Source organism: Gordonia sp. UCD-TK1 (assembly GCF_001691435.1).
GTDB lineage: Bacteria > Actinomycetota > Actinomycetes > Mycobacteriales > Mycobacteriaceae > Gordonia > Gordonia hongkongensis.
In genome coordinates, this window is record NZ_LZMP01000079.1 from 19168 (window position 1) to 44405 (window position 25238).

The window sequence follows — 25238 nt, forward strand, 5'->3', positions numbered from 1 at the left end:
GATGGCCCGCTTTGTTCGGCCCGTATCGGGTTTCGTCGTCGACCGGCTGCTCCTGGGATTCCTCGTCGTCGACGGGTTCGCGATCGGGCTCCTGAGTGTGGCGTTCACCTATCAGCGCTTCGGCGGCGTCGCCGTGCCCGTCGCGGCACTTGCCGCCGGCGTGGTCAATGCGGCCCTGCTCTGGCTCGCGGCCGGCCTCACCGCGACCCCGTGGCGGTACGGGCCACTTGCCGCGTGGGGGCTCGTCGTCGTGATCGCCGGCGGGCTCCCCGGCCCGGGCGGGGACGTCGTGCTCTCGATCAGCAGTGGTTACCTCGTACAGACCTTGTTGCTCGTCGTCCTCGGTGTCGGGCCGTGCGCCGCGCTGAGCTGGACGGGGCGGCTGCCCGAACCCGACTGACCACCGCTCCGCAGGGGCGCTCCGCGTTGTGCCGCGACGGGCGGCGTTAGAGTGAGAGACATGCTTCTGCGCGCGTGGGCCGAAGACATCATGGCCCCGATCGAGCGCGTCACGGCCGCACTGAGCCGTGTCCGTGACGACCCGACTCTCGGGGCCGACGCCCTCGACGATGACGGCTGGGTCGCCCTCCTGGGTGCCTCGGGTGCGCAGCTCGACGAATTGTGCGATCTGGCCGACACCGTGCGTCGGCAGGTGACCGACCCGGAGGTGTTGACCTTCGTGGTCAACCGCAACCTCGACACCGGGATCGTCAGCCGACTCGGACCCGACGACCCGGGTCTCGACGAACTGGTCGCCGAGGCGGTCGCACTCGGCGCGACCGAGATCTGCATGCAGGGGCTCCTGCCCGCCGAACTGCTGGCCGACGACTACGTCCGGCTCGTGGAGGACATCACGGGTGCCGCCGACGGGCTCCACCTGCACGCCTATCGGGCCCCGGAGATCGTCGACGGCGCCGAGCGTGCCGGGATCACGATCGTCGAACACCTCGAGCGGCTGCGGTCGGCGGGCCTGGGGTCGGTGCCGGGGACCGCCGCCCAGATCCTCGACGACACCGTTCGCGCGACACTCTCACCCACCGGCACGGCGCCGCCGGTCGGCAGCTGGGTCGACGTCATCGAGACCGCCCACCGCGTGGGTCTCTTCTCTACCGCGACGATGCTCTACGGGCACGTCGAGACGCCCGCACACCAGATCGCCCATCTTCGACTGCTACTCGAGATCCAGCGTCGCACGGGCGGTTTCAGCGAACTCATCCTGATGCCACTGCTTCCCGAGAACGTGCCGCCCCACCTGGACACCCCCTCGCGGACCGCGTCGGGGCGAGAGACCCGCGCGTTGCACGCCGTCGCCCGCCTCATGACCGCAGGCCTCCTCGACCATCTGCAGGTGGCGTGGACCAAACTGCCCGCGGCCACCGTCGATCTGGTGTTGCGCGGCGGGGCAGATGATCTGGGTGGGCTGTTGCTCGACGGCACCCTGATGCCGGGCGCGGGACCGGAGTCAGGTCGTGTCCTCGACGCCGCGGCTGTCGTCGACATCGCGGCGCGAGCCGGACGGAGGCCGCGTCAGCGCACCACCCGCTACGGGGTGCCAGAGCCCGACCGGCAACTCCCGCTGCCACAGGTGTCCGCGTGAGCCGGAGCATGTCTTCCGGGCGGGCGGCCGGAGCGCAGCAGCGCGCCCTGACGATGGACGACGTGGATGTCGCCATCATCGGCGCGGGCTTCGCCGGGCTCGGGATGGCGACGCAGCTCGCGCGCCGCGGGCGGGAGTCCTTCGTCGTGCTCGAACGCGCTGACGGCGTGGGGGGCACGTGGCGCGACAACACCTATCCCGGCATCGCCTGCGACATCCCCGCCCATCTGTACTCGTTCTCGTTCCGGCCGCCGGCCGACTGGTCGGCGCGGTTCCCTCGTGGCGCCGAGATCCGCAGCTATCTCGAACAGATCGTCGTCGACGAACGACTCGCCGACCGCATCGAGCTCAATCGCGAACTACGCGAAGCGGTCTGGGACGAGCAGGGGGCGCACTGGGTGATCACGGCGGCGGCGCCGGACGGCCGGGCCGTCACCTTCCGCGCTCGCTCGCTGGTGCTGGCGGTCGGACGGTTGTCGGAGGCGCGCATCCCCGACATCGACGGACTCGACACCTTCCCGGGACAGGTCGTCCACACGGCCGCCTGGCACGACGACGTCAACGTTGCGGGCGCGCGGGTCGGGGTCGTCGGAACAGGTGCGTCGGCGGTGCAGCTCATCCCGCACCTCGCCGACTCCGCGGACGATCTCGTCGTGTTCTGCCGCACGCCACCGTATGTCGTGCCGCGCGCGGACCGGCTCTACACCGACGACGAGCGGGCCGCCATGCTCGACCCCGTCGTCGCGGCGGAGGTGCGCGACCGACTGCTCACCGAAGCCGACGGGGCGTTCCGGCAGCGGCTCGGGTTGCATCCGGACATCGACGAGATCCGTTCCCGTGCACGGGATCACCTCCACGGGCAGGTGGCCGATGCCGACCTCCGTGAACAACTGACCCCCGACTACGAGATCGGTTGCAAGAGAATCCTGCTCAGCGACGACTTCTATCCGGCACTGCAGCGGTCCAATGTGGTGTTCGAGTCGAGTGCTCTGACGTCGGTCGCCGAGACCAAGGCCACCGCGCACAGTGGTCACACCTACGATCTCGACGTCCTGGTGATGGCAACCGGTTTCGAATCCGCACGCCCGCCCGCGGCATCGCGAATCACCGGTCGTGCCGGTCGGCGGCTGTCCGACCACTGGTCGGCGGGCATGACGTCTTACGCCTCGACCGTGGTCAGCGGATTCCCGAACATGTTCGTCCTCGACGGGCCCAACGCGGCGCTCGGCCACAACTCGGCGATCTACATGATCGAGACGCAACTCGACTACGTCCTGGGCGCGCTGGAGTACATGGCCGGCAACGGAATCACGACTCTGGCGGTCTCGCCTGCCGCCGAAGACGAATACACGCGGGAGATCGACGCTCGCAGCGAGTCGACGGTGTGGCTGACCGGTTGTGAGAGTTGGTATGTCGACCCCGACAGCGGTCGCCTGACCCTGTTGTGGCCGGGCACCGCGGCGTCGTTCCGCGAACGCAACGGCACCTTCGACCCCGAACCGTACGAACCCCGTCCCGACGTCGGCACCGGAACACCTGAGGAGGGTGAGGAATGACCGAGAAGTTGACCGTCCGCGCGGCCCTGGACGCCGCGCGCGACCGGGCGCCGATCGGTCTCGACGAGGCCGTGACGCTCCTGTCCTGCGCAGGAGACGACCTGGTCGAACTGCAATCGATCGCCGGGGCGCTCCGAGACGAGGGGCTGGCCGCGGTCGGCCGGTCGCGGCAGGTCACCTACTCCCGCAAGGTGTTCATCCCGCTGACGCGCCTGTGCCGCGACCGGTGTCACTACTGCACCTTCGTCACGGTCCCCGGAAAACTCGCCCGCGCGGGGGAGGGGCTCTATCTGGAACTCGACGAGGTCGTCGACCTCGCGCGCCGCGGTGCCGAACTCGGTTGCAAGGAGGCGCTTTTCACGCTGGGTGACCGCCCCGAGGACAGGTGGCCGCAGGCCGGCGAATGGCTGGCCGAACGGGGTTATGCCTCGACGCTGGACTACGTTCGTGCCGCCGCGGTCGCCGTGTTGTCGGAGACGGGTCTGCTGCCGCACCTCAATCCCGGGGTGATGAGCCTCGAGGAACTGCTCCGCCTGCGCCCGGTCGCACCGTCGATGGGCATGATGCTGGAGACGACGTCGCGTCGCCTGTTCACCGAGAAAGGCCAGGCACACTACGGAAGTCCCGACAAGGACCCGCTGGTCCGCATGCAGGTGCTGCGCGATGCGGGCACCGCTCGCGTCCCGTTCACCACCGGGATTCTGGTCGGGATCGGCGAATCACTCACCGAGCGGGCCGAATCGCTGCTGGCCCTCGCCGATGTGCACGCCCGAGGCGGGCACATCCAGGAGGTGATCGTGCAGAACTTCCGGGCGAAGCCGGACACCGCGATGCGCTCGACCCCCGACGCGGAGATGACCGAGTTCCTCGCCGCCGTCGCGGTCGCCCGGGTTGTCCTCGGCCCACACATGCGGATTCAGGCGCCGCCAAATCTGGTGTCACCCGCGGAATGTGCCGCGCTGATCGCGTCCGGCGTCGACGACTGGGGTGGGGTGTCGCCGCTGACGCCCGATCACGTCAACCCGGAACGCCCGTGGCCTCACCTCGACGCCCTGGCCGCCCGCACCGCGGAGTCGGATTTCGTTCTCACCGAACGCATCACCGCGCAGCCGCCGTATGTGCTGAACGGTGCCGACTGGATCGACCCGGCACTGACCCAGCACGTCGCCGCGCTCGCCGACCCGGTGACCGGCCTCGCCGTCGACACCCGCCCGGCTCCGCGTCCGTGGCCGGCGGTTGCTTGAGGGAAGCACCTGTCGTCGGGTGCGTGGCAGTCAGCCGAGAACGGGTGCGAGCGCTTCGTATCCGCCGACTACGTCGGTGGCGCGATGTAACCCGAGATCCTGCAGCGCCGCGGCGGCGAGGCTCGACGTATAACCCTGGGAGCACAGGATGATCCAGCGGACGTCATGGTCGACGGCCTGGTCGATGCGGGCGTCGCTCGCCGGGTCGCACCGCCATTCGAGGACATTCCGTTCGATGACGAGGGCTCCGGGGGCCTCGCCCTCCTCCGCGCGCTGCGCCGCGGGACGGATGTCGACCAGAACCGCCCCGTCGGCCAGCTCGGCGGGGACGTCCGCGGCCCTGACCCGCGCGATCCGCGACCGTGCGTCGGCGAGTACGTCGTCGATGGTGCGGGGAGTGCTCATTCGGGCTGGTCGGTGAGGACGGTCCGGTCGCGGCGCAGGTGGCCGCCCTCGGAGATGTCGTAGTAGGACATCGCGGTCAGCGGCGGTGAGTAGGCGTGCACGCTGAGCGTCGGGGTCACCAGCGGGCTGGTCTCCGCACCGATTTCCGGGGCGGCGACGACCGGGTTCCGCACGACGTCGTGCACCCACCCGAGAGGGAAGGCGGCCTGGTCGCCGGCGTCGAGGATGCGCACCGCCAGATCGTCTCCCGTCCAGTGGTACTCGCGCAAGCTGCCCGACAACACCGTCAGGGCTCCGAGCGAACCGGCGTGGTCGTGCAGTTCGGTGGCCTCGCCCGGCGTCCAGCTGATCAGCCACACGTCGACGTCGTCGTCGGCGTGCAGGCGCGTCGACCAGCGATGCCGTTCGTCCCAGACGTCCGGGAGCAGGTCGTCGTGGCGACCGTCGAGGACGTCTGCGACGCCCTGGTCGGTGATGCGGAGGAGGTCGGCGGGCCGGAGCCGCGTCGGCAGGTGACCAAGGGCGCGCGGGGCCGCGGTACCCGGACGCTCGCGCAGCGGCGACGACGTCCGAGCACGATTCCGGGCGGAGGAAAGAGACGATAAGGCGGACTGAGGCGCCCGTTCGGTGCGGGCGAGGGTGGAGGTCATGGCGAATCCTTGCGAGAGTCGAAGAGGATGTGGTGAGGCCGATCGGTTCAGCAACAGCACATCGACATCGACCGCGCGGTGGGTCGGTGCGGCACCCGGGCACACGCGCCCGCGGGTCGGTGTCCGGTGAGGACGGATTCGTCGACGACGATCATGCGCCCGACTCTGCACGCGGATCGTCGCGGCGTCGAGGTTTGGCGGCACGCTGAACGAAACCCGGAGCGGCGTCTCGCGGTCGGCGATGTGATCCTCGTTACTCAAACCCGGATTCGGGCGCCTCTGAACGGGGGCCGATTTCGTCGCAGCGTCTCCCGGGGCGGATACTGTGGGGTGCGGTTCGACCAGCCCTCGGGCCGCACCGGCGCCGACGCCGGAGTGCCGTTCGACGCCGAACTGCGTTTCTCGTCGCGCCGACCCGGATCTTCCCTAGCGAAGGAGTGAGTGGTGACCTACATCATCGCGGAGCCTTGCGTCGACGTGTTGGACAAGGCTTGCGTGGAGGAGTGCCCCGTCGACTGCATCTACGAGGGTGGACGCATGCTCTACATCCAGCCGGATGAGTGCGTCGACTGTGGTGCGTGTGAGCCGGTGTGCCCGGTCGAGGCGATCTTCTACGAGGATGATGTTCCCGACGAATGGGAGCCCTACGTCAGCGCGAACGCCGACTTCTTCGACGACCTCGGCTCCCCGGGCGGCGCCAGCAAGGTCGGCAAGACCGAGGCCGATCCGGCGTTCATCAAGGGTCTCCCGCCGATGAACGAAGAGGACTGACCGCCTCCGCATGAGCAGTCCTGTCTCCCGTACGGCTGCGCCCCTGCGCGTCTCCTCGACCCGCGTCAGCGGGCGTCTGCCCGACTTCCCGTGGGACACGATCGCCGATGCGAAGGCGACGGCTCAGGCCCACGCCGACGGCATCGTCGACCTGTCGGTCGGGACGCCCGTCGACCCGGTGCCCGCACTCATCCGCGACGCACTCGCCGAGAACTCGGCGTTCCCGGGCTACCCGACGACGATCGGGACCCGCGAGTTGCGGGAGGCGGCCGCGGGGTCGCTGATCCGACGCCACGGGGTCACGTCGCTCGACGAGACGGGAATCCTGCCGGTCATCGGTACCAAGGAGGCGATCGCCGGCCTGGCCTCGACCTTCGGGCTCGGACCCGGCGACGACGTGGTCATCCCCGAGGTCGCCTACCCGACCTATGAGGTGAGCGCCCTGCTCGCCGGTGCGCGGGCGGTGCGGGCGGATTCGACCGTCGCGCTGGGACCGATGAACCCGGCGCTGATGTTCATCAACTCGCCGTCGAATCCGACCGGCAAGGTCCTCGGCCTCGATCATCTCCGCAAAGTCGTGGGATGGGCGCGCGAGCGGGGGACCGTCGTCGTGTCCGACGAGTGTTATCTCGGTCTGAGTTGGGAGGGCGAGCCGCTGTCGATCCTCGACCCGAGGGTCTGCGACGGCGACCACACCGGACTGCTCGCGGTCCACTCACTGTCCAAGATCTCGAACCTGGCGTCGTATCGCGCCGGATTCTTCGCCGGCGACCCCGAACTGATCGCCGAATTGCTCGCAGTCCGCAAGCATGCCGGACTCATCGTGCCGTTCCCCGTCCAGGGAGCGATGACCGCCGCACTGGCCGACGACGCACATGTCGACGAGCAGCGCGAGCGTTATGCCGAGCGTCGTCGGCTGCTCAAAGCAGCCGTGGAGGGTGCGGGCTTCCGGGTCGACCATTCTGAGGCGGGCCTGTATCTCTGGGCCACCCGGGACGAACCGTGCCGGGAGACCGTCGCCTGGCTCGCCGACCGCGGAATCCTCTGTGCTCCAGGCGATTTCTACGGTCCGGCGGGTGAGCGCCACGTTCGTATGGCGCTCACCGCCACCGATGAGCGGATCAATGCGGCCGTCGCTCGACTGGCCGCCTGACACCGGCCCTGCTCAGCCGCGGCCGCTCTTCTGTTGCAGACGGTCGATCTCCTCGGACGCCTCGGCCTTCGTGAGGTCGGCCGAGAGGGTCTCGCCGGCCTCCCGTGCGAGGGTGTCGAGATAGCTCCGCTGCGCGCCGGTCATCGGCTCGTCGCCGGTCACCCAGTCGTCCGGGTCCTTCTCGGTGGAGTTTCCGGCGCCCGCGCCGAGGACGTCGTCGGTATCGTTCGTCGAACGATTGTTCGATGTGCTCATGTGCCCACCATACGTCGGGATGGGAGATCCGGCCAGTGAGCCAGGGCGTCAGTCGTTCTTGTGCAGCGCCTCGTTGAGGGCGATGCCGTCGCCCTTCCACGGCACGACCTCGACCGCGCCGGTCAGGCTGTTGCGACGGAAGAGCAGATTGGACTGGCCGGACAGGTCGCGCGCCTTGATCTGCGTGCCGTCGGGTCCGGTGACCTTGGTGCCGGCGGTGACGTAGAGGCCGGCCTCGATGACGCAGTCGTCACCCAGCGGGATGCCGCAGCCGGAGTTCGCGCCGAGGAGGCAGCGTTTGCCCAGCGCGATGATCTTCTTGCCGCCGCCCGACAGGGTGCCCATCGTCGAGGCGCCGCCGCCGATGTCGGAGCCGTCGCCGACGACGACGCCCGCGGAGATGCGACCCTCCACCATCGACGACCCGAGGGTGCCGGCGTTGAAGTTGACGAAGCCCTCGTGCATCACGGTGGTGCCGGCCGCGAGATGCGCGCCGAGGCGGATGCGGTCGGCGTCGCCGATCCGTACGCCGCCGGGCACCACGTAGTCGACCATGCGCGGGAACTTGTCGATCGAGTAGACGGTGACCGGTCCGCGGGCGCGCAGCTTCGCCCGTACCGACTCGAAGTTGTCGACCGCACACGGGCCGTGATTGGTCCACACCACGTTGGTGAGCATCCCGAAGATGCCCTCGAGGTTGGCGCCGTGCGGGGTGATGAGGCGATGCGACAGCAGGTGGAGTCGGAGGTAGACGTCGTAGGCGTCGATGGGTGCGGCGGAGATGTCGGCGATGCCGGTGCGGACCGCGACGGTCTTGACCCCGCGGGCCTCGTCGACGCCCACCAGCTCACGGAGGTGGGCCGGTGTCGACTCGTCGTCGAGGATCACGGTCTCCGCGGTCTCGACCCCGTCGAGTTCGGGTTCGGGGAACCAGACGTCGAGGACGACGCCGGGAGTCGAACCCCCGTCGATCACGGTCGCGATGCCAGTTGCGTGTGCGCCAGTAGATGTCACGACAGGTGAGTCTAGGTGATCGACACCGGCGCCCCCGCCCCGCCACCGGTGCCCCGGCGTCATCCATTCGGCCCAAAGACCTGGTCACGCGCTGTGCGCCGCTCGTAGGGTCGCCAGCATGACCGGTCATCCCCAGCCATCTGTACCGCCCCGGCGCCGCCGACGCCGCTGGCCGTGGGTGGTGGGCGGGGTCGGCGTCGTGATCGTGGCGGCGCTGGCGGTCGGGGCCGTCGTCTTCCAGCCGTGGCTGATCTTCGTCGACACCGAGGTCGACGACGCGATCCCGGTCGCGGTCACCCCCACGACGTCGACGCCGGGGCAGCCGCCGCCCGCCGGGCCGGTGGTCGTCTCGCGCGGCAGCCTGATCAGCCATGAGCACTCGACATCCGGAACGGTCTCGATCATCGAACAGCCCGACGGCTCACGCGTGCTGGCGATCGAGGACCTGGACACGACCACCGGCCCTGATGTCCACGTGTGGCTGTCGCAAGGGGACGTGGTCGAGGGGTTCGCCGGGTGGCGAACGGCCGCGGACGTCCCGCACGTCGACCTCGGCATGATCAAGGGGAACAAGGGCAACCAGGTCTACGAGATCCCCGCCGACGTCGAGCTGGGCGACTATCCGTCGGTGTTCCTCTGGTGCGTGAAGTTCAGCGTCTCCTTCGGCGCCGCGGAGATGGGCTCACTACGGTGAGGGAGTGAGCACCGACCTCGACCTGACCGCCGACCCCGTCGAACTGACCGCCGCGCTCGTCGACATCGAGAGCGAGTCGCGCAACGAGTCGGCCATCGCCGACGCGGTCGAGGCCGCCCTGCGCGCGCAGACGAGCGGATTCGAGATCCTCCGCCACGGCAACCGTGTCCTCGCACGGACCGACCGGGGACACGCCCAGCGGGTCATCCTCGCCGGGCACCTCGACACCGTGCCGGTCGCCGGCAACCTCCCGCACCGCCGGGAGACGGACCCGGCGGAGGGCGACGTGCTGCACGGATGCGGCACCGTCGACATGAAGTCCGGTGACGCGGTGTTCCTCCACCTCGCGGCGACGCTGCCGGAGCCGGCCTCGGATCTGACGCTGATCTTCTACGACTGCGAGGAGATTGCCGCGGAGTTCAACGGCCTGAACGACATCGAACGCGAACTCCCCGAGTGGCTCGCCGGTGACGTGGCGATCCTCGGCGAGCCGACCGCGGGGCTCATCGAAGCCGGATGCCAGGGGACGCTGCGGGTCCGGTTGTCGACGACGGGAACCCGAGCGCACTCGGCCCGGTCGTGGATGGGCGACAACGCCATTCACAAGCTCGGCGGTGTCCTGACCACGCTGGCGGGCTACGAGGCCCGTCGGGTCGACATCGACGGCTGCGAGTACCGCGAGGGTCTGTCGGCGGTCGCGGTCGGCGGCGGGGTGGCCGGCAACGTGATCCCCGACGCCGCGCACGTCGATGTCAACTTCCGCTTCGCCCCGGACCGTTCGATCGACCAGGCGCTCGACCACGTGCGCGAGGTGTTCGCCGCCGACCTGGCCGACGGCAGGATCGGGCTGGAGGTCACCGATTCCGCGGCCGGCGCCCTGCCGGGGCTGGGGCACCCGGCGGCCGCGGCGCTCGTGGCGGCCGCGGGCGGACGCTTCCGCGCGAAGTACGGCTGGACCGATGTGTCGCGGTTCTCGGCGCTGGGCATCCCCGCGGTGAACCTGGGCCCCGGCGATCCCAATCTCGCGCATCGCGTCGACGAACGGGTGCCGGTGGAGCAGATCCGCGCGGTGACCGACCTGCTGCGCACCTACCTGTCCTGAACTGGCGAGACCGGCGGGACCGGACAGCGCTGCTAGCGTGACCGCTATGTCGACCACGCCCGAACCGGAACCCGTCGAAGACGGAACGAACCCCGACACCTGCTACGTCGGCCCGATCCGGATTCGGCGAGACCAGCGCGGCAAGACCACGGACCGCCGCCTGCTGGAATGGGTCGACCCGCGCGACGCCACGCGTCGTTCTGAACGGACCATGCGTGACTCCTGGCGGGTCCTGCGCATCCAGTCCGAGTTCGTCGCCGGGTTCGATGCGATGAGCGAGGTCGCCGAGGCCGTGACCGTCTTCGGCTCGGCGCGACTGCATCCGGAGTCGCCGGAGTACGCGCTCGGTGTCCGCGTGGGCCGAGCGCTGGGCGAGGCCGGTTACGCGGTCATCACCGGTGGCGGACCCGGTGCGATGGAGGCCGCCAACCAGGGCGCACATCAGGCCGGGGCGCAGTCGATCGGACTCAACATCGAGCTGCCCTTCGAACAGGGCCTCAACCCGTGGGTCGATCTCGGCATGAACTTCCGCTACTTCTTCGTGCGCAAGACGATGTTCGTGAAGTACGCGCAGGCGTTCGTCTGTCTCCCCGGCGGGATGGGCACCCTCGACGAACTCTTCGAGGCGCTGACCCTCGTGCAGACCAAGAAGGTGGTCCGGTTCCCGATCGTGCTGGTGGGCAGCGACTTCTGGGGCGGCCTGCTTGCCTGGATGCGCGACGTCCTCGCCGCGCGCGGGATGATCTCGCCCGAGGATCTGGACCTGCTCACCGTCGTCGACGATCCCGACGACGTGGTCGCCGCGATCGAGGCCGCGACACCCTGAGGGTCGATATGACCTTCCCGGCCGACGATGGCACGATTGCCCGGTGAGTGCTGTCTGCGTCTATTGCGCCTCCGGTCCCGTCGACCAGCCCTACCTCGATCTCGCCGCCGAAGTGGGTCGGACGCTCGCCGAACAGGGGCATGTGGTCGTCTCCGGTGGCGGGAACATCTCCATGATGGGCGCGCTGGTCAACGCCGCTCGCGAGGCCGGTGGCCACACGGTCGGCATCATCCCGCGCGCACTGATGAAGCACGAGGTCGCCGACCTCGGGTCGGGCGAACTCGTGGTCACCGAGACCATGCGCGAACGCAAACGCCTCATGGACGAGCGTGCCGATGGGTTCATCACCCTTCCAGGCGGGATCGGGACGCTCGAGGAGCTCTTCGAGACCTGGACCGGGGGCTACCTCGGGATGCACGACAAACCGGTCGTCCTGCTCGATCCTGTCGATTTCTACGCGCCGTTGCTCGACTGGCTGCGAGAGTTGTCGACAACCGGGTTCGTCGCCCGACGATCGCTCGACCGGCTGCTCATCACGCGGTCGGTCAACGACGCGGTGGAGTTGGCGACAGCACGGGAAGGCCTTGCTACCGGCCGGTAAGGTAGCGCCTGAGTGCGCGGGGCACTCGAAACGCCAGCGGGAGAGCGGAGGGCAGATGTCCCAAGGGGTCGAGCAGCAGGACAGTCGGCAGCAGAGTGTGAAGAAGACCGTCGGTATCCCCGACATCCTTCGCGGCGTGGTGAAGATGGCGCCACATGCGACCGGGATGATCAAGCACGCGCCGGGGCTCATCCGACGCCCACCGGAGGCCAAGCGGACCATCGGTTCGGTCTTCCAGAAGCACGCGGCCGAACACCCCGACCGGCCGTTCGTCCGGTTCGAAGGCCGCACGACCACCTACGGCGAGGCCAACCGCCGCGTGAACCGTTACGCCGCAGCACTTTCCGCCGACGGCGTCGGCAAGGGCGACGTGGTGGCGCTGCTCTCCAAGAACTGCACGACCGACCTGCTGCTGATGCTCGCCACCGTCAAACTCGGCGCGATCGCCGGGATGCTGAACTACAACCAGCGCGGCGAGGTGCTCGAGCACAGCGTCGGCCTCCTCGAGGCCAAGGTCCTCATCCACGATCCCGAGTGCGCGGAGGCCTTCGAGTCGATCCCGGAATCGGTCCTGCCCGAACACGTCTACGATTTCGCCGCGTTCGACGCCGCGGCCGAGGGACTCTCGGAGGCCGATCCCGAGGTCACCGAGCAGCTGCCCGCATCGACCAAGGCGTTCTACATCTTCACCTCCGGCACCACGGGGATGCCGAAGGCCAGCGTGATGAGCCACAACCGGTGGCTGGCGAGCCTGTCCGGCATCGGCGGTCTCGCCGTTCGGTTGCGCCACAGCGACACCATGTACGTGCCGCTGCCGCTCTACCACAACAACGCGTTGTCGGTGTCACTGTCCTCGGTCCTCGCCTCGGGTGCGTGCATCGCCATCGGACGCTCGTTCTCGGCGTCGAAGTTCTGGGACGACGTGATCCTCAACCGTGCGACGGCCTTCTGCTACATCGGCGAGCTCTGCCGCTATCTCCTCGTCCAGCCCGAGAAGCCCACGGATCGTCAGCATTCCGTGCACACCGTGGTCGGCAACGGTATGCGCCCGGACATCTGGGACGAGTTCCGCGAGCGTTTCGGGGTCGACCGCGTCGTCGAGTTCTACGGGGCCAGCGAACTGAACCTCGCATTCGTCAACGCGTTCAGCGTCGACAAGACCGCCGGCTTCTGCCCGCTCCCGTACAAGATCGTGGAATACGACGAGGAGGGGAACCCCAAACGCGGCGACGACGGTCGGCTCGTGAAGGTCGGCCGGGGTGGTACCGGCCTGCTGCTCGCCCAGATCAGTGACCGGGTCCCCGTCGACGGCTACACCGACTCCGAGGAGACCGAGAAGAAGATCATCCGGGACGCCTTCAAGGACGGCGACTCCTACTTCAACTCCGGTGACCTGGTCCGCGATCAGGGCTTCGCGCACATCGCCTTCGTCGACCGGCTCGGCGACACCTTCCGGTGGAAGGGCGAGAACGTCGCCACCACCCAGGTCGAGGGGGCGGTCGACTCCTATCAGGCCGTCGCGCAGTCGGTGGCGTACGGCGTCGAGGTCCCCGGCACCGACGGTCGCGCCGGGATGATCGCGATCAAGCTGCGCGAGGGCGCCGACCTCGACCCGGGCGCATTCGCCCGCCATCTCTACGACGCGCTGCCGTCGTACGCGGTGCCGCTGTTCGTGCGGATCGTCGACGATTTCGAGCAGACCTCGACCTTCAAGAACCGCAAGGTCGAGCTGCGCAAGGAGGGGTACACCGACGCCGAGGCCGAACGGCTCTACGTGTTGCTCGGCAAGGAAAAGGGCTACACCGAGTTCTACGACGACTACCCCGACGACGTGGCCGCCGCCAAGGTGCCCAAGGGGTGAGTTCCGACCCGGAGACGTCGGCGTCGGACACGCTGTGCGGGCGGCGGGTGCCGACCGACCGCGCGTTGGTGATGGCGATCGTCAACCGCACCCCTGATTCGTTCTACGACCGAGGAGCGAGCTTCGACGACGCCGCCGCCCAGGCGCACGTCGACCGGGTCGTCGCCGAGGGCGCCGACATCATCGACGTCGGTGGGGTCAAGGCCGGACCCGGACGCGAGGTCGACGCCGCGACCGAGGCCGCCCGGGTCGTCGGCATGATCGCCTGGATCCGCGACCGGCATCCGGACGTGCTGATCAGCGTCGACACCTGGCGCAGCGAGGTCGCCGACCAGGCCTGCGCCGCCGGCGCGGATCTCATCAACGACACCTGGGCGGGATTCGACCCCGACGTCGTCGACGTCGCCGCCGAACGCGGGGCCGGGATCGTCTGCTCGCACACGGGTGGCGCGCGGGTGCGGACCCGGCCGCACCGCGTCGCATACGGGGATTCGGTCGACGCGGTGGTGGCCGACGTGATCCGGGAGGTGACCTCCGCGGCCGACCGGGCGCTCGCTGCCGGGGTGCGTCGAGACTCGATCGTTATCGATCCGACGCACGATTTCGGCAAGAACACTCACCACGGGCTGGCTCTGTTACGCGGTGTAAAAGATCTTGTTAACACGGGCTGGCCGGTCCTGATGGCGCTGAGCAACAAGGATTTCGTAGGGGAGACTCTGGGTACAGACCTAACGCACCGATTGGAAGGGACTCTGGCCGCGACAAGTCTGGCCGCCGCCCAAGGCGCCCGGATCTTCCGCGTCCACGAAGTCGCTGCCACTCGTCGCGTGGTCGACATGGTCGCTGCCATCGCGGGAGCGAAACCACCCGCCCGAACAGTCAGGGGACTCGCATGACCAAGCAGCAGAAGCGACGTAAGCCCAGCACCGTCAGCCGGGACAAGGCCGCCATGTGGCCGACGGTCGCCCAGACCCCGGGGACCGAGCAGCGCTGGTCGGCAACCCACACCTGGGAGCAGCCGGACTGGACGATCGACGACCTCGTCGACGCGAAGAACGGCCGGACCATCTCGGTGGTGCTGCCCGCGCTGAACGAGGAAGAGACCGTCGCCGACGTCATCGCCACGATCATGCCGCTGTACGGCACCCTGGTCGACGAGATCATCGTCCTGGACTCCGGTTCCACCGATGCCACCGCCGAGCGCGCGCTCGCCGCCGGCGCGCAGGTGATCTCCCGCGAGGAGGCGGTACCCGAGCTGGACCCGGTCAAGGGCAAGGGTGAGGTGCTGTGGCGTTCGGTCGCCGTGGCGACCGGCGACATCATCGCATTCGTCGATTCCGATCTCATCGACCCGGACCCGATGTTCGTGCCCAAGATGCTCGGTCCGCTCCTGCTGAACCCCGAGATCCAGCTGGTCAAGGGCTACTACCGGCGCCCGCTGCGCACGGGCGGTACGCACGACGCGAACGGTGGCGGACGCGTGACCGAGCTCGTGGCACGCCCCCTCCTGGCATCCCAGAAGCCGGATCTCACCGCGGTCCTCCAGCCACTCGGCGGCGAGTACGCCGGCACCCGCGAGTTGCTCTCGTCGGTGCCGTTCGCGCCGGGCTACGGGGTCGAGATCGGCCTTCTCATCGACACCTATGACCGGTACGGCCTGGCCGGGATCGGTCAGGTCAACCTCGGGGTCCGAACCCATCGCAACCGCCCGCTGGTGGAATTGGGGGTCATGAGCCGCCAGATCGTCGGAACCCTGATGCGCCGCTGCGGCATCGAGGACTCGGGCGTCGGGCTCACTCAGTTCACCGCCGAACCCGACGGCTCCTTCACGCCGCACACCACCGAGGTCTATCTCGAGGATCGTCCGCCGATGAACACCGTGCGCGCCCTGGCTCCCAAGGCCGAGGAGATGGCCTCCTAGGCGGCTCCGGACCTGATGGGCCAGACCTGATGAACCCGGCCCCGACCCGGCGACGCCGCCCGCCCTGACGCGGGTGGCCGTCGCCGGGTCGGKGCTGTGCCGGGCCGTCGTCCGGGCGCTTCTGCCAGGATGGAACGCATGCAGACGCTGCTGCTGTACCTGCTGATCATGGCACTCGTCGTCGCGATCGTGTTCGCTGTCGTCTGGTTCGTGTTCGGACGCGGAGAAGATCTGCCGCCGGTCGAGCCCGACACCACGCTCACCCGGTTGCCGTCGGTGGGCATCACCGGCGAGGACGTGCGTGCGTTGCGCTTCGCCCAGACCCCGCGTGGTTACAAGCAGGCCGAAGTCGACTGGGCGCTGGCACGTCTCGCGCGTGAGGTCGACGACCTGCGGTCGGTGATCACGCGTCTGCGCGAACGGGAGTCGGTGCCCGGGGCGGAAGCGGGCGCGGCTCCGGACGATCCCGCCGCTGGTATCACCGGGAACGGCGGCGTGGACGTCGGGCGGTCCGGCCCGCCGAGCACCCCCCAGTAGGGGCCGTACGTCGAGACCGCGCGGCGCGCGTGTCGCGCACTGACAATCGTGTGCGACCCGGGCACGTATCATGTTCGGAGCAGGGACCTTGAAGGGAGCTTGAGAATGGCGGCAATGAAGCCACGTACTGGGGACGGCCCCCTCGAAGCGGCCAAAGAAGGGCGTGGAATCGTTGTCCGGATTCCGATCGAAGGTGGAGGTCGACTGGTCGTCGAGCTGACCGCCGACGAAGCAGCCGCGCTGGGCGAGGAACTCCGCGGGGTAACCGGCTGAACATGCCCCACGAGGGCAGTTCCCATGAGGCCCGGGCGGACCCACCGACTCCGCACCGGGCGCATGGCCTCACTTCGGTACTCGAGATCCTGCGCTGCCCGGTGTGTACCGGGCGCCTATCGGGGGACGGCGCGTCGCTGCGCTGTCCGCAGGCGCATTCTTTCGACCTCGCCCGTCAGGGCTATGTCTCACTGCTCGACGGCCGGTCCGGCGCGCTGCGCGCCGACACCGCAGCCATGGTGGCCGCCCGAGCCCGCGTGCACGACTCCGGTTTCCTGCTCCCCGTGGTCGATTTCGTCGCCGGCCGCGCGGCCGAGGTCACGGGTGGACACGACCGGCCGGTGATCCTCGACGCGGGGGCCGGTGGCGGACACTATCTTCGCGCCGCGGTCGAGGCGAGTGGGGTGCCCGGCGGTGACGGACGGTCCTCGGCCGCCGGAATCGGCCTGGACCTCTCGAAGTACTGCGCGCGGGCCATGGCGCGGGGACCCCGGCCCCTCGCTGCCGTCGTCGCCGACGTCTGGCGCGGACTGCCCGTCGTCGATGACGCTGTCGCGGTGGTGCTCTCGGTGTTCGCGCCACGCAACGCGAGCGAGTTCGCCCGCGTACTGGCCCCTGATGGCGCACTGATCATCGTGAGTCCGGGGCCCGATCACCTCGGCGAACTCATCGAGCCGATGGCGATGCTGCGTGTCGACGAGGCCAAATCCGAGCGCCTCCGTGCCTCGCTCGACGCGGGCTTCGAATTGGTCGACGAGTCACCTGTCCGGTACTCCGCAGACGTCGACGCGCAGACCGTGGGGGATCTGGTCGCCATGGGCCCGTCGGCATTTCACTCCGACGAGGCCGACATCCGCTCGCGGGCCGCAGCCTTCGCCGGGGACGGTCGGGTGCGGGTTACGGTGTCGGTCGTGGTGACCACGTGTCGGCCCGCCCGCGGACGCTCACCCGCTCAACGCCGTACGGACTCGTAGACACCCAGCGTCTGTTCGGCGATCGACGCCCAGGAGAACTCGGCTTCGGCGCGTTCGCGGCCGGCCACCCCCATCGCCGACGCCGCCGCCGCATCCGAGGCCACCGCGTTCACCGTGTCGGCGAGATCGTGTTCGAAGGTCGCCGGATCGACGGGGTCGTACCGCACGAGGCGGCCGGTGACGTTGTCGCGCACCACCTCGGGAATGCCGCCGACCGCCGAAGCCACCACCGCGGTACCGCAGGCCATCGCCTCGAGGTTGACGATGCCCAGCGGTTCGTACACCGATGGGCACACGAAGACCGTTGCCGCGGTCAAGATCTCGCGGATGCGGGGGAGTGGGAGCATCTCGCGCACCCAGTGGACGCCGGGACGCGAGGCGGAGAGTTCGCCCACCGCGCTCTCGATCTCGGCGCCGATCTCCGGCGTGTCGGGGGCACCAGCACAGAGGACGAGCTGGATGTCCGGATCGAACCGGTGCGCCGCGGCCACCAGATGTGCGACGCCCTTCTGCCGGGTGATCCGGCCGACGAACGCCGCGATCGGGCGATCCGGGTCGAGCCCGAGTGCGGTCGGCGTCGAGTCGGGTCCGAACGGATCGTCGACCGGGAACCATTGAGATGTGTCGATCCCGTTGCGCACCACCTGGACACGCTCAGGGTCCAGACGCGGGTAGGTGTCACAGATATCGGTGCGCATCCCCGAGCTCACCGCGATCACCGCGTCGGCGTACTCCACCGCGTTGCGTTCCACCCAGCTCGACACCCGGTACCCGCCGCCGAGTTGCTCGGCCTTCCACGGGCGCGACGGTTCGAGCGAGTGGGCGGTCAGCACGTGCGGCACGTCGTAGAGCTGCCCCGCCAGGTGCCCGGCAAGTCCGGTGTACCAGGTGTGGGAGTGCACGACGTCGGCGCCGGACGCACCCACCACCATCCGCAGATCGGCCGACAACGTGGTGATCGCCGCATTCGCCCCGGCCAACCCCGGATCGGGGGTGTACACCGCGGCGGTCTCCCGCTCGGCGCCCATGCAGTGCACGTCGACGGTGATGAGATCGCGCAGATACCGGACCAATTCGGTGACGTGGACCCCGGCGCCGCCGTAGACCTCAGGTGGATATTCCCGTGTCATCATCGCCACCCGCATGGTCTCGACGCTAGTGCCATCGCGCGCAGATCGCCATCGGTGCTGCCAAACCCCGGTCGCGGCCGACGCTGCGCATACTGACCGCCCGGTCATCTGGCCGACGGCTTCGATCGCGGTTAAGTTGGGGGAGTGAGATCTGAGCCGCACGTCCTCGGCATCGTCCTCGCAGGCGGCGAAGGCAAGCGTCTGTACCCGCTGACGATGGACCGCGCCAAACCTGCGGTGCCCTTCGGCGGTGCCTACCGACTCATCGACTTCGTGCTGTCGAACCTGGTCAATGCCGGTTACGAGCGCATTTGCGTGCTGACACAGTACAAATCGCATTCGCTGGACCGGCACATCTCGCAGACCTGGTGGACGTCGGGATTCCACGGCGAGTACATCACCCCGGTGCCGGCCCAGCAGCGACTCGGACCACGCTGGTACACCGGCAGTGCCGATGCGATCTTCCAGTCGATGAACCTCATCACCGACGAACGACCCGAGTACATCGTCGTCTTCGGAGCCGATCACGTGTACCGGATGGACCCGTCGCAGATGGTGGCCGCGCACATCGAATCCGGCGCCGACGTCACGGTGGCCGGGATCCGCGTGCCCCGAGCGGAGGCGGTGGCCTTCGGCTGCATCGACTCCGACGAGAGCGGGAAGATCACCCGCTTCCTGGAGAAGCCGGCCGATCCGCCCGGCACGCCGGACGATCCCGACGTGACGTTCGCGTCGATGGGCAACTATGTGTTCACCACCGAGGCGCTGGTCGACGCGCTGCGCGCCGACGCCGCCGACTCGGACTCCGACCACGACATGGGCGGTGACATCATCCCGGCCTTCGTGCGCCGGGACACCGCCTTCGTCTACGACTTCAAGGACAATCAGGTACCCGGTGCCACCGAACGCGACACCGGTTACTGGCGCGACGTCGGAACCCTGGATGCGTTCTACGAGGCGCACATGGACCTGGTGTCGGTCCACCCGATCTTCAACCTCTACAACGGCCGCTGGCCCATCCGCGGCGAGACCCACAACCTGCCGCCCGCCAAGTTCGTCCAGGGCGGGGTCGCGGAGGACTCCGTGGTCGGTTCCGGATGCATCATCTCCGCCGGCACGGTGCGCAACTCCGTGCTGTCGTCGAACGTCATCGTCGAGGACGGCGCGGTGGTCGAGGGCAGCGTGCTGATGCCCGGCGTGCGCGTCGGCAAGGGCGCGGTGGTCCGCAAGGCCATCCTCGACAAGAACGTCGTGATCGGTGACGGCGAGCAGCTCGGTGTCGATCTCGAGGCCGACCGCGAACGGTTCTCGGTGAGCGCCGGCGGTGTGGTCACCGTCGGCAAGAACATCCAGGTCTGACGACCGCCCTTCGTGGCTCGCTTCGCTCGCACCTCAGGGAGCGGGGGTTGGCCCGTCGCGTAGGGCCGCGTCGATGAGCGTCGCGATGTCGTCTCCGGCGTCGTCCGGAAGCGCGTCGACCGGCCACCAGCGGAGGTCCACGGACTCGTCACTGCATACGACGCGGGGGAGTTCACCGTCGGGCGTCGGGGCGGCGACCACCCGGTAGCGGACGTCGAGGTGGCGGGTGGGGACTCCCAAGGAGCAGGTGATCGGGTGGGTGTGGAGGTGGACCATCCCGTCACCGGCGAGCGTGGGGTCGGCGGTGTCGAGCACGAGTTCGGGCATGCCCGACTCTTCTCGCGCCTCGCGTAGCGCCGCGCCGGCGAGGGAATCGTCGGAGGGTTCGCAGTGACCGCCGAGCTGTATCCACTTCCCGACGCGGGGGTGCAGGGTCAGCAGGACGTGTCGGCGCGTCGCGTCGAAGACGATCGCCGAACCCGTCAGATGTCCTGGTGCGCAGGCCCGAAGACACCCGTCCGGGGACGCGGCGAGGAACGCGAGATATGCGTGACGCAGGGAGTCCTGGGCGGGATCGGGTGTCTCCCACCGTGTCAGGGCCTCGACGGCGGAGGCGTGCAGCGACTCGGCGGTCACAGTTCGACGACCCACTCCGCGGTGGGGGCGGGGTCGCGCAACCCGGCCGGTTCGAGCGGATGTCCGATGGCGACGGCCCCCAGCGGTTCCCAACTCGGATCCAGATCGAGAACGCGGCGCACCGTCGGCGCGGCGAAGATGGTCGACCCGACCCAGCAGCTGCCGATGTCGCGGACCGCCAGCGCGGTGAGCAGGGTCGCGACCGCCCCGCCCGCGGCCACGGTGAACATCGTGTGCTCGGCGGCGTTGCGACGATCATCGGGGTAGTCGTGGGCGCCCTCGGGTACGAGGAACGGGATCACCAGTTCCGGGGCGTCGTAGAGGATCTGCCCGCGTCGAAGTCGCTTCTCGATGGATTCGGCTGTCTTGGAGTCCGATTCGAGGTCGGTGCGCCAGTCGCGCGTCATCGCGTCGAGCAGTTCGCGGCGTCGCGAGGCGGAACGCAGCCACACGAAGCGGACCGGATGTGTGTGGTGGGGTGCCGGGGCGGTGAGCGCCTCGGCGAGGGCGTCGCGCATCTCCGCGGGGTCGACGGGCCGGTCGGCGAAGGTGCGCACCGAACGCCGGGTGCGGATGGCCTCTCGGCGGCCCTCTGCGATCGCCTCTTCGGTCCCGAGACGGAACAGGTCCTCGTCGTAGGGACGGATGAGGTCGGCGGCGGTGGTGCCGTCGTCGGCCGGAGCGAATCCGCGGACGACGGCGACCGGGACGGCGGCGAGCTTGCCCTTGACGAGGTCCGCCGCAGCGGCGAGTTCGTCGGCCACCGCTATCTCGGTGACGATCAACGGATTCCCGTAGTCGTCGACGCCGCCCTCGTAGGGATGGGTCACGGCGATGCCGGCCGCGCCGATGGCGACGTCGGTCTGTCCGGTCCGCCAGGCCCGACCCATCGTGTCGGTGATGATCACCGCGACGTCGAGGCCGGCGGCGTCGGCGATGGCACGCCGCAGTGACGCCGCACTGCGGTCGGGGTTCTCCGGCAGGAGTGCCAGTTGGTCGCTGCGCACATTCGAGCCGTCGATCCCGGCCGCTGCCTGCACCAGGCCGAGGCGGTTCTCGGTGATGAGGGTTCGGTTCTTGCGGGCCAGGACGCGCACCGATTCGGCGTCGACGAGGCGACGACGCAGCGCGTCCCGCTCCTCGGGGTCGCTGGGCGCGTCGACCATCCGCCCTTCGGCCTTGGAGATGATCTTGCTGGTGACCACCAGGACGTCGCCGGACTCGAGCCAGGGTGCGGCGCCGAGGATCTCACCCGCGACGTCGGAGTCGGCGGTGAACTCGGGCAGGCCGGTCACCGGCCGGATCTCGAGATGTCCCGGTGCGCGGTGGTCGGGGCGAGCGGTCACCGCACGCCCTTGTTGGTCTCGGGCAGCGGTACGTCGACGAGCGCGCAGGCCGCACGCACCATCTGCGCGGTGGCCGCGGGGTCGGTCATGAGCAGCGGTGCGGCGCCGACGGCGATGCCGTCGACAGCGGCGTGGTCACCCTCGGCGATGAGCCAACCGTCGAGAATCCCGTTGCCGCTGCGGGCGCCGTAGTGTCCGGCGATCCCCTGTGCCGAGGACTCGACCTCGATCACGGACAGGCACTCGTCGGCCATGCCGCGCAGGGGACGGTTGTCGATGACCGGTGAGATCCCGACCACCGGGGCCCTGGTCTGGCGCAGCGCGCTGCGCATCCCGGGAACACTGACGATGGCGCCGATGCTCACGACCGGGTTCGACGGCGCGAGGAGGATGACATCGGCGTCGGCGATCGCGTCGAGGACGCCGGGTGCCGGCGCCGTGTCGTCCGAACCGACCTGCGCGAAGCCGAAGGTGGGGATCTGCGCGCGATGGCGTACCCACCATTCCTGGAAGTGGATCGCGACCCGTTCGCCGTCCTCGCCGTCGGGTTTGGCGACCACGACGTGGGTTTCGTGACGATCGTCGGTGACGGGCAGGAGCCGCACCCCGGGGACCCAGCGCCGGCACAGGGCGGCCGTGACGTCGGACAGCCGGTACCCGGCGTCGAGCATCTGGGTCCGGATGAGGTGGGTCGCGAGATCGCGATCGCCGAGTCCGAACCAATCCGGGTCGGCCCCGTAGGCGGCGAGTTCCTCTTTCGCGCGCCAGGATTCGTCGCGCCGACCCCACCCGCGTTCGGGATCGATCCCGCCCCCGAGGGTGTACATACAGGTGTCGAGGTCGGGGCAGATGCGGACGCCGTGCATCCAGGCGTCGTCGCCCACGTTCACGATGGCGGTGATCTCGTGCTCGGTCGCCGGGGCGCCGGACGCGTCGTCCTGGGGGGCCGGGAACGCCGTCGGGCCGAACAATTCGCGCAGACCGAGGAGGAATCGTGCCCCTCCGACGCCCCCGACGAGTACGGTCACCTTCACAGCAGGTACTCCTTCACACCGCCACTGTAGTGCGCGGTGCGAGTCGGCGGTCAGGCGCTGTCGGTGCGGTGCGGATGGTTTCGACCCGTGCCGGGTTCGGTGTGACATTCACGTCGGGTTGAGGTCAATGTCGTGTCGAGTCACAGGGTTGTCGGATCCTGGTGGTAAACAGAGAATCTTTGACTTCAACTTGACCGGGACCGCCTTGGGCGTGTGTAATCACATCAGTGTCATTCCGAGTTTGAGATCGAGAACCTTCGGATCGAAAACCGCTGGACTTCAACGGATTCGATCGTATGTTCGAACTCGGGAGAGGGTCGGTTCCGGCACTTCGCGGGCCGTCGCTCGGGCGCTGTGTACGTCTGATGTGGGTGTTTCCACATCCGTAGTACAAGTGGTGTGGCAACAGTGGTGGGTGCGGCACACAGGCCGTGTTCGCAGAGGACGCAGAAACTACCAACATCCCGAGCTAGGAGGCGCCGACGATGGCTTTGGAAAACCCGATCGGCAATCCGCTTGAACCACAGAACCGCCCGCAATTCACCGCCGAATTCAACACCCTTGGCCCCGTTGATGATTCGATGATCGGCGGCACTGCCGCCGCGTCGGCCATCGGCATCGGGACCGACTTCGGGTCGCCGCACGGGCCCGTCGCCGACGACGCCGACCCGGGTCGTCGTCATCTTTCGTTGGTGCCCAACGACTTCGACGATCTCTTCGACGCCGTCGAAGAGCAGTGGCAGGACCGTGCCCTGTGTGCGCAGACCGACCCCGAGGCGTTCTTCCCGGAAAAGGGTGGGTCGACACGTGAGGCCAAGCGGATCTGCCAGGGCTGCGAGGTCAAGTCCGAATGCCTCGAGTACGCACTGCACAACGACGAACGCTTCGGTATCTGGGGCGGCCTGTCGGAGCGTGAGCGCCGGCGTCTCAAGCGCGGCATCATCTGACCGGCGTCACCATCTGAGCGGACGGCTCGCGACGGAGTCGTCCCCACCGATCATCGACCGCGGATCACTCTGGTCCGCGGTCGATCGTGTCTTCGTCGACGCCCAGATGCGTCGCCACCTGTTGCACGAGTACCTCGTGGATCAGATCCAGCAACTCGGTGCCCTTCTTGGCCCGGGACTCCAGTGGCCGGCGGAACAGGATGATCTGCGCCCGCGTCGGTGCGCCGTTCACATCCATCCCGGCCGGGATCAGCCGTGCGAGCGGCACCGCACCGTCGGCGGTCACCTCGTCGGGCCACTCGACCGTCTCGGGGTCGCGGGGCAGGAGCCGGGGGATCTCGTCGACGGCGATGTCGAGTCCGGCGATCTGGTCATGCCACTGCGCGTCGATCTCGGCGAACGCCTCCAGGGCGACCGCGTCGAATTCATCGGACCGGCTGTTGTGGGCGGGCACGCCCTGTGGCAGCAACGGCGAGCGCAGTCCCCGTCCGCGACGATCGCGGTGACGACCCGTCCGCCGACGACCGCGGCGCGCCTCCGGCAGGCCGGAGGAGCCACGTGGAGTCGGCTTCGGGTCGATACGCATGGCGAGAGTGTAGGAGGTCGGACGAGTCCGTGTCTCCTCCGGTCGCTGCGTGTCTGCTCCGGCGGTCCGGGTCTTCGCCGGCCGCCCGCCCGGTGAGCGTGTCGCCGACGCGGTTGCGAGCGACGAGGGCTAATCTCGTCACGTGAAGCTTCCCCGACTGTGCTGCCGACCCGGCTGCGCCCGATCCGCGGTGGCTACCCTGACCTTCGTCTATGCCGAGTCGACCGCGGTGATCGGTCCGCTCGCGACGTCGCAGGAGCCGCACTCGTGGGACCTGTGCGACGATCACGCCCGCCGGATCACCGTCCCGCGCGGCTGGGAGATGCTGCGCAGCGAGCGGGGATTCTCCGCGCCGCCGGCCGAGGATCAAGAGCTGACCGCGCTCGCCGAGGCGGTTCGGGAAGCCGGAGCCGTCGCCGGCGGTGGACGCCCGCGGTACGTCGACCGCAGTCCGATCGACGCCTTCGATGCCTTCGAGGACACCGCGTTCGTCGAGGCCCATCGCGATGCCGTGGACGACCGTCGGACGGGTCGGCACCGCGCCGGCCCGGTCGATGCGCCCGCCCCGACCGCCGGGGCGTCGCGTCACCAGACCCGGCCGCGCCCGGGGCGCCGCGGACACCTGCGGGTACTGCCGGACCCGGTCGACTGACCGGTCACCACCGCGCGGGGGGCGTGGACCACACAGACGTCCGGAGGAGACGTCGCCACCGTGACCATGCACCCGTTCCCGTCGAGAGTGCGCCGTGTGCCGTCGACTGTGCAG

The 25238-nt window shown here is 69.1% G+C and carries 28 protein-coding genes; 19 read left to right on the forward strand and 9 right to left on the reverse strand.

The features are described 5' to 3' along the window. Nucleotide 1 precedes the first annotated feature (1 nt). From A9310_RS23425 to cofG, 4 genes are read left to right on the forward strand one after another with little or no spacing between them, the layout of a single operon-like run. Nucleotides 2–400: a facilitated glucose transporter gene (locus tag A9310_RS23425; protein WP_065632632.1), complete on the forward strand. Its 399-nt coding sequence runs from the start codon at nucleotides 2–4 to the stop codon at nucleotides 398–400. Between the two features lie 60 nt (nucleotides 401–460). Continuing rightward, on the forward strand, nucleotides 461–1597 hold the full coding sequence (locus A9310_RS23430) for an FO synthase (RefSeq protein WP_065632633.1): 1137 nt from the start codon (nucleotides 461–463) through the stop codon (nucleotides 1595–1597). A gap of 53 nt (nucleotides 1598–1650) precedes the next feature. Beyond that, entirely contained in the window at nucleotides 1651–3153 is a 1503-nt protein-coding gene (locus tag A9310_RS23435) for an NAD(P)/FAD-dependent oxidoreductase (RefSeq protein WP_139104736.1), read from the forward strand. Beyond that, entirely contained in the window at nucleotides 3150–4397 is a 1248-nt protein-coding gene (cofG, locus tag A9310_RS23440) for a 7,8-didemethyl-8-hydroxy-5-deazariboflavin synthase CofG (RefSeq protein WP_065632634.1), read from the forward strand. The genes A9310_RS23435 and cofG overlap by 4 nt, the downstream gene beginning before the upstream one ends. 30 nt (nucleotides 4398–4427) lie before the next feature. On the opposite strand, the gene A9310_RS23445 is transcribed toward cofG, so the two are convergent. Further along, nucleotides 4428–4802, reverse strand: a complete 375-nt coding sequence (locus A9310_RS23445; protein ID WP_065632635.1) for a rhodanese-like domain-containing protein — start codon at nucleotides 4800–4802, stop codon at nucleotides 4428–4430. Further along, on the reverse strand, nucleotides 4799–5452 hold the full coding sequence (locus A9310_RS23450; RefSeq protein ID WP_065632636.1) for a cysteine dioxygenase family protein: 654 nt from the start codon (nucleotides 5450–5452) through the stop codon (nucleotides 4799–4801). Before A9310_RS23450 ends, A9310_RS23445 begins: the two co-directional genes overlap by 4 nt. 441 nt (nucleotides 5453–5893) lie before the next feature. On the opposite strand from A9310_RS23450, the gene fdxA reads away from it, so the two are divergent. Both fdxA and dapC read left to right on the forward strand, forming a co-directional pair. Then, entirely contained in the window at nucleotides 5894–6223 is a 330-nt protein-coding gene (gene fdxA / locus A9310_RS23455; RefSeq protein WP_058252527.1) for a ferredoxin, read from the forward strand. A 10-nt stretch (nucleotides 6224–6233) separates the two neighbouring features. Beyond that, a complete protein-coding gene (dapC, locus tag A9310_RS23460) occupies nucleotides 6234–7376 on the forward strand; it encodes a succinyldiaminopimelate transaminase (RefSeq protein WP_065632637.1) in 1143 nt (380 codons plus the stop codon). A 12-nt stretch (nucleotides 7377–7388) separates the two neighbouring features. On the opposite strand, the gene A9310_RS23465 is transcribed toward dapC, so the two are convergent. Then, nucleotides 7389–7631, reverse strand: coding sequence for a DUF3072 domain-containing protein (locus tag A9310_RS23465; RefSeq protein WP_065632638.1), 243 nt, complete (start codon nucleotides 7629–7631; stop codon nucleotides 7389–7391). Nucleotides 7632–7679: 48 nt separating this feature from the next. After that, on the reverse strand, nucleotides 7680–8645 hold the full coding sequence (gene dapD / locus A9310_RS23470; RefSeq protein ID WP_083207513.1) for a 2,3,4,5-tetrahydropyridine-2,6-dicarboxylate N-succinyltransferase: 966 nt from the start codon (nucleotides 8643–8645) through the stop codon (nucleotides 7680–7682). Nucleotides 8646–8823: 178 nt separating this feature from the next. On the opposite strand from dapD, the gene A9310_RS23475 reads away from it, so the two are divergent. The 10 genes from A9310_RS23475 to A9310_RS23515 all read left to right on the forward strand — a co-directional run bounded on the left by A9310_RS23475 (nucleotide 8824) and on the right by A9310_RS23515 (nucleotide 17434). Continuing rightward, a complete protein-coding gene (locus A9310_RS23475; RefSeq protein ID WP_065632640.1) occupies nucleotides 8824–9339 on the forward strand; it encodes a DM13 domain-containing protein in 516 nt (171 codons plus the stop codon). Nucleotides 9340–9343: 4 nt separating this feature from the next. Then, nucleotides 9344–10441, forward strand: coding sequence for a succinyl-diaminopimelate desuccinylase (dapE, locus tag A9310_RS23480; protein WP_065632641.1), 1098 nt, complete (start codon nucleotides 9344–9346; stop codon nucleotides 10439–10441). Between the two features lie 46 nt (nucleotides 10442–10487). Continuing rightward, nucleotides 10488–11267, forward strand: coding sequence for a TIGR00730 family Rossman fold protein (locus A9310_RS23485; protein WP_065632642.1), 780 nt, complete (start codon nucleotides 10488–10490; stop codon nucleotides 11265–11267). Between the two features lie 43 nt (nucleotides 11268–11310). Further along, the gene (locus tag A9310_RS23490; RefSeq protein WP_065632643.1) at nucleotides 11311–11868 is read left to right on the forward strand and encodes a TIGR00730 family Rossman fold protein; all 558 of its coding nucleotides are present in this window, start codon (nucleotides 11311–11313) and stop codon (nucleotides 11866–11868) included. 55 nt (nucleotides 11869–11923) lie between these two features. Continuing rightward, the gene (locus tag A9310_RS23495) at nucleotides 11924–13729 is read left to right on the forward strand and encodes a long-chain-acyl-CoA synthetase (protein WP_065632644.1); all 1806 of its coding nucleotides are present in this window, start codon (nucleotides 11924–11926) and stop codon (nucleotides 13727–13729) included. A 71-nt stretch (nucleotides 13730–13800) separates the two neighbouring features. Further along, the gene (gene folP, locus A9310_RS23500) at nucleotides 13801–14625 is read left to right on the forward strand and encodes a dihydropteroate synthase (RefSeq protein WP_137809065.1); all 825 of its coding nucleotides are present in this window, start codon (nucleotides 13801–13803) and stop codon (nucleotides 14623–14625) included. After that, nucleotides 14622–15650, forward strand: a complete 1029-nt coding sequence (locus A9310_RS23505; RefSeq protein ID WP_065632646.1) for a glucosyl-3-phosphoglycerate synthase — start codon at nucleotides 14622–14624, stop codon at nucleotides 15648–15650. The genes folP and A9310_RS23505 overlap by 4 nt, the downstream gene beginning before the upstream one ends. A 138-nt stretch (nucleotides 15651–15788) precedes the next feature. Continuing rightward, nucleotides 15789–16187 carry a DivIVA domain-containing protein gene (locus A9310_RS23510; RefSeq protein WP_065632739.1) on the forward strand — a complete coding sequence of 133 codons (399 nt, stop codon included), beginning with the start codon at nucleotides 15789–15791 and terminating at the stop codon, nucleotides 16185–16187. A 105-nt stretch (nucleotides 16188–16292) separates the two neighbouring features. Further along, the gene (locus tag A9310_RS25430; protein WP_004019232.1) at nucleotides 16293–16460 is read left to right on the forward strand and encodes a DUF3117 domain-containing protein; all 168 of its coding nucleotides are present in this window, start codon (nucleotides 16293–16295) and stop codon (nucleotides 16458–16460) included. A 2-nt stretch (nucleotides 16461–16462) separates the two neighbouring features. Beyond that, entirely contained in the window at nucleotides 16463–17434 is a 972-nt protein-coding gene (locus A9310_RS23515; protein ID WP_083207514.1) for a putative RNA methyltransferase, read from the forward strand. Here the strand turns inward: A9310_RS23515 and glgA are convergent. Then, entirely contained in the window at nucleotides 17413–18579 is a 1167-nt protein-coding gene (glgA, locus tag A9310_RS23520) for a glycogen synthase (RefSeq protein WP_217492977.1), read from the reverse strand. The genes A9310_RS23515 and glgA overlap by 22 nt on opposite strands. A gap of 129 nt (nucleotides 18580–18708) precedes the next feature. On the opposite strand from glgA, the gene glgC reads away from it, so the two are divergent. Beyond that, nucleotides 18709–19923, forward strand: a complete 1215-nt coding sequence (glgC, locus tag A9310_RS23525) for a glucose-1-phosphate adenylyltransferase (RefSeq protein ID WP_065632647.1) — start codon at nucleotides 18709–18711, stop codon at nucleotides 19921–19923. Between the two features lie 33 nt (nucleotides 19924–19956). Here glgC and A9310_RS23530 read toward each other — a convergent pair whose 3' ends face one another. From A9310_RS23530 to cofD, 3 genes are read right to left on the reverse strand one after another with little or no spacing between them, the layout of a single operon-like run. Beyond that, the gene (locus A9310_RS23530; RefSeq protein ID WP_065632648.1) at nucleotides 19957–20559 is read right to left on the reverse strand and encodes an NUDIX hydrolase; all 603 of its coding nucleotides are present in this window, start codon (nucleotides 20557–20559) and stop codon (nucleotides 19957–19959) included. Continuing rightward, nucleotides 20556–21905 carry a coenzyme F420-0:L-glutamate ligase gene (locus tag A9310_RS23535; RefSeq protein ID WP_065632649.1) on the reverse strand — a complete coding sequence of 450 codons (1350 nt, stop codon included), beginning with the start codon at nucleotides 21903–21905 and terminating at the stop codon, nucleotides 20556–20558. Before A9310_RS23535 ends, A9310_RS23530 begins: the two co-directional genes overlap by 4 nt. Continuing rightward, the gene (gene cofD / locus A9310_RS23540) at nucleotides 21902–22939 is read right to left on the reverse strand and encodes a 2-phospho-L-lactate transferase (protein ID WP_065632650.1); all 1038 of its coding nucleotides are present in this window, start codon (nucleotides 22937–22939) and stop codon (nucleotides 21902–21904) included. Before cofD ends, A9310_RS23535 begins: the two co-directional genes overlap by 4 nt. A gap of 689 nt (nucleotides 22940–23628) precedes the next feature. On the opposite strand from cofD, the gene A9310_RS26090 reads away from it, so the two are divergent. Beyond that, a complete protein-coding gene (locus A9310_RS26090) occupies nucleotides 23629–23886 on the forward strand; it encodes a WhiB family transcriptional regulator (protein ID WP_171011557.1) in 258 nt (85 codons plus the stop codon). A gap of 64 nt (nucleotides 23887–23950) precedes the next feature. Here A9310_RS26090 and A9310_RS23550 read toward each other — a convergent pair whose 3' ends face one another. Next, complete coding sequence (locus A9310_RS23550; RefSeq protein WP_058252540.1) at nucleotides 23951–24472, reverse strand: metallopeptidase family protein; 522 nt, start codon at nucleotides 24470–24472, stop codon at nucleotides 23951–23953. A 142-nt stretch (nucleotides 24473–24614) separates the two neighbouring features. Between A9310_RS23550 and A9310_RS23555 the strand changes: the two genes are divergently transcribed. Continuing rightward, the gene (locus A9310_RS23555; protein ID WP_175401207.1) at nucleotides 24615–25124 is read left to right on the forward strand and encodes a DUF3499 domain-containing protein; all 510 of its coding nucleotides are present in this window, start codon (nucleotides 24615–24617) and stop codon (nucleotides 25122–25124) included. The last annotated feature ends 114 nt before the right edge of the window (nucleotides 25125–25238 follow it).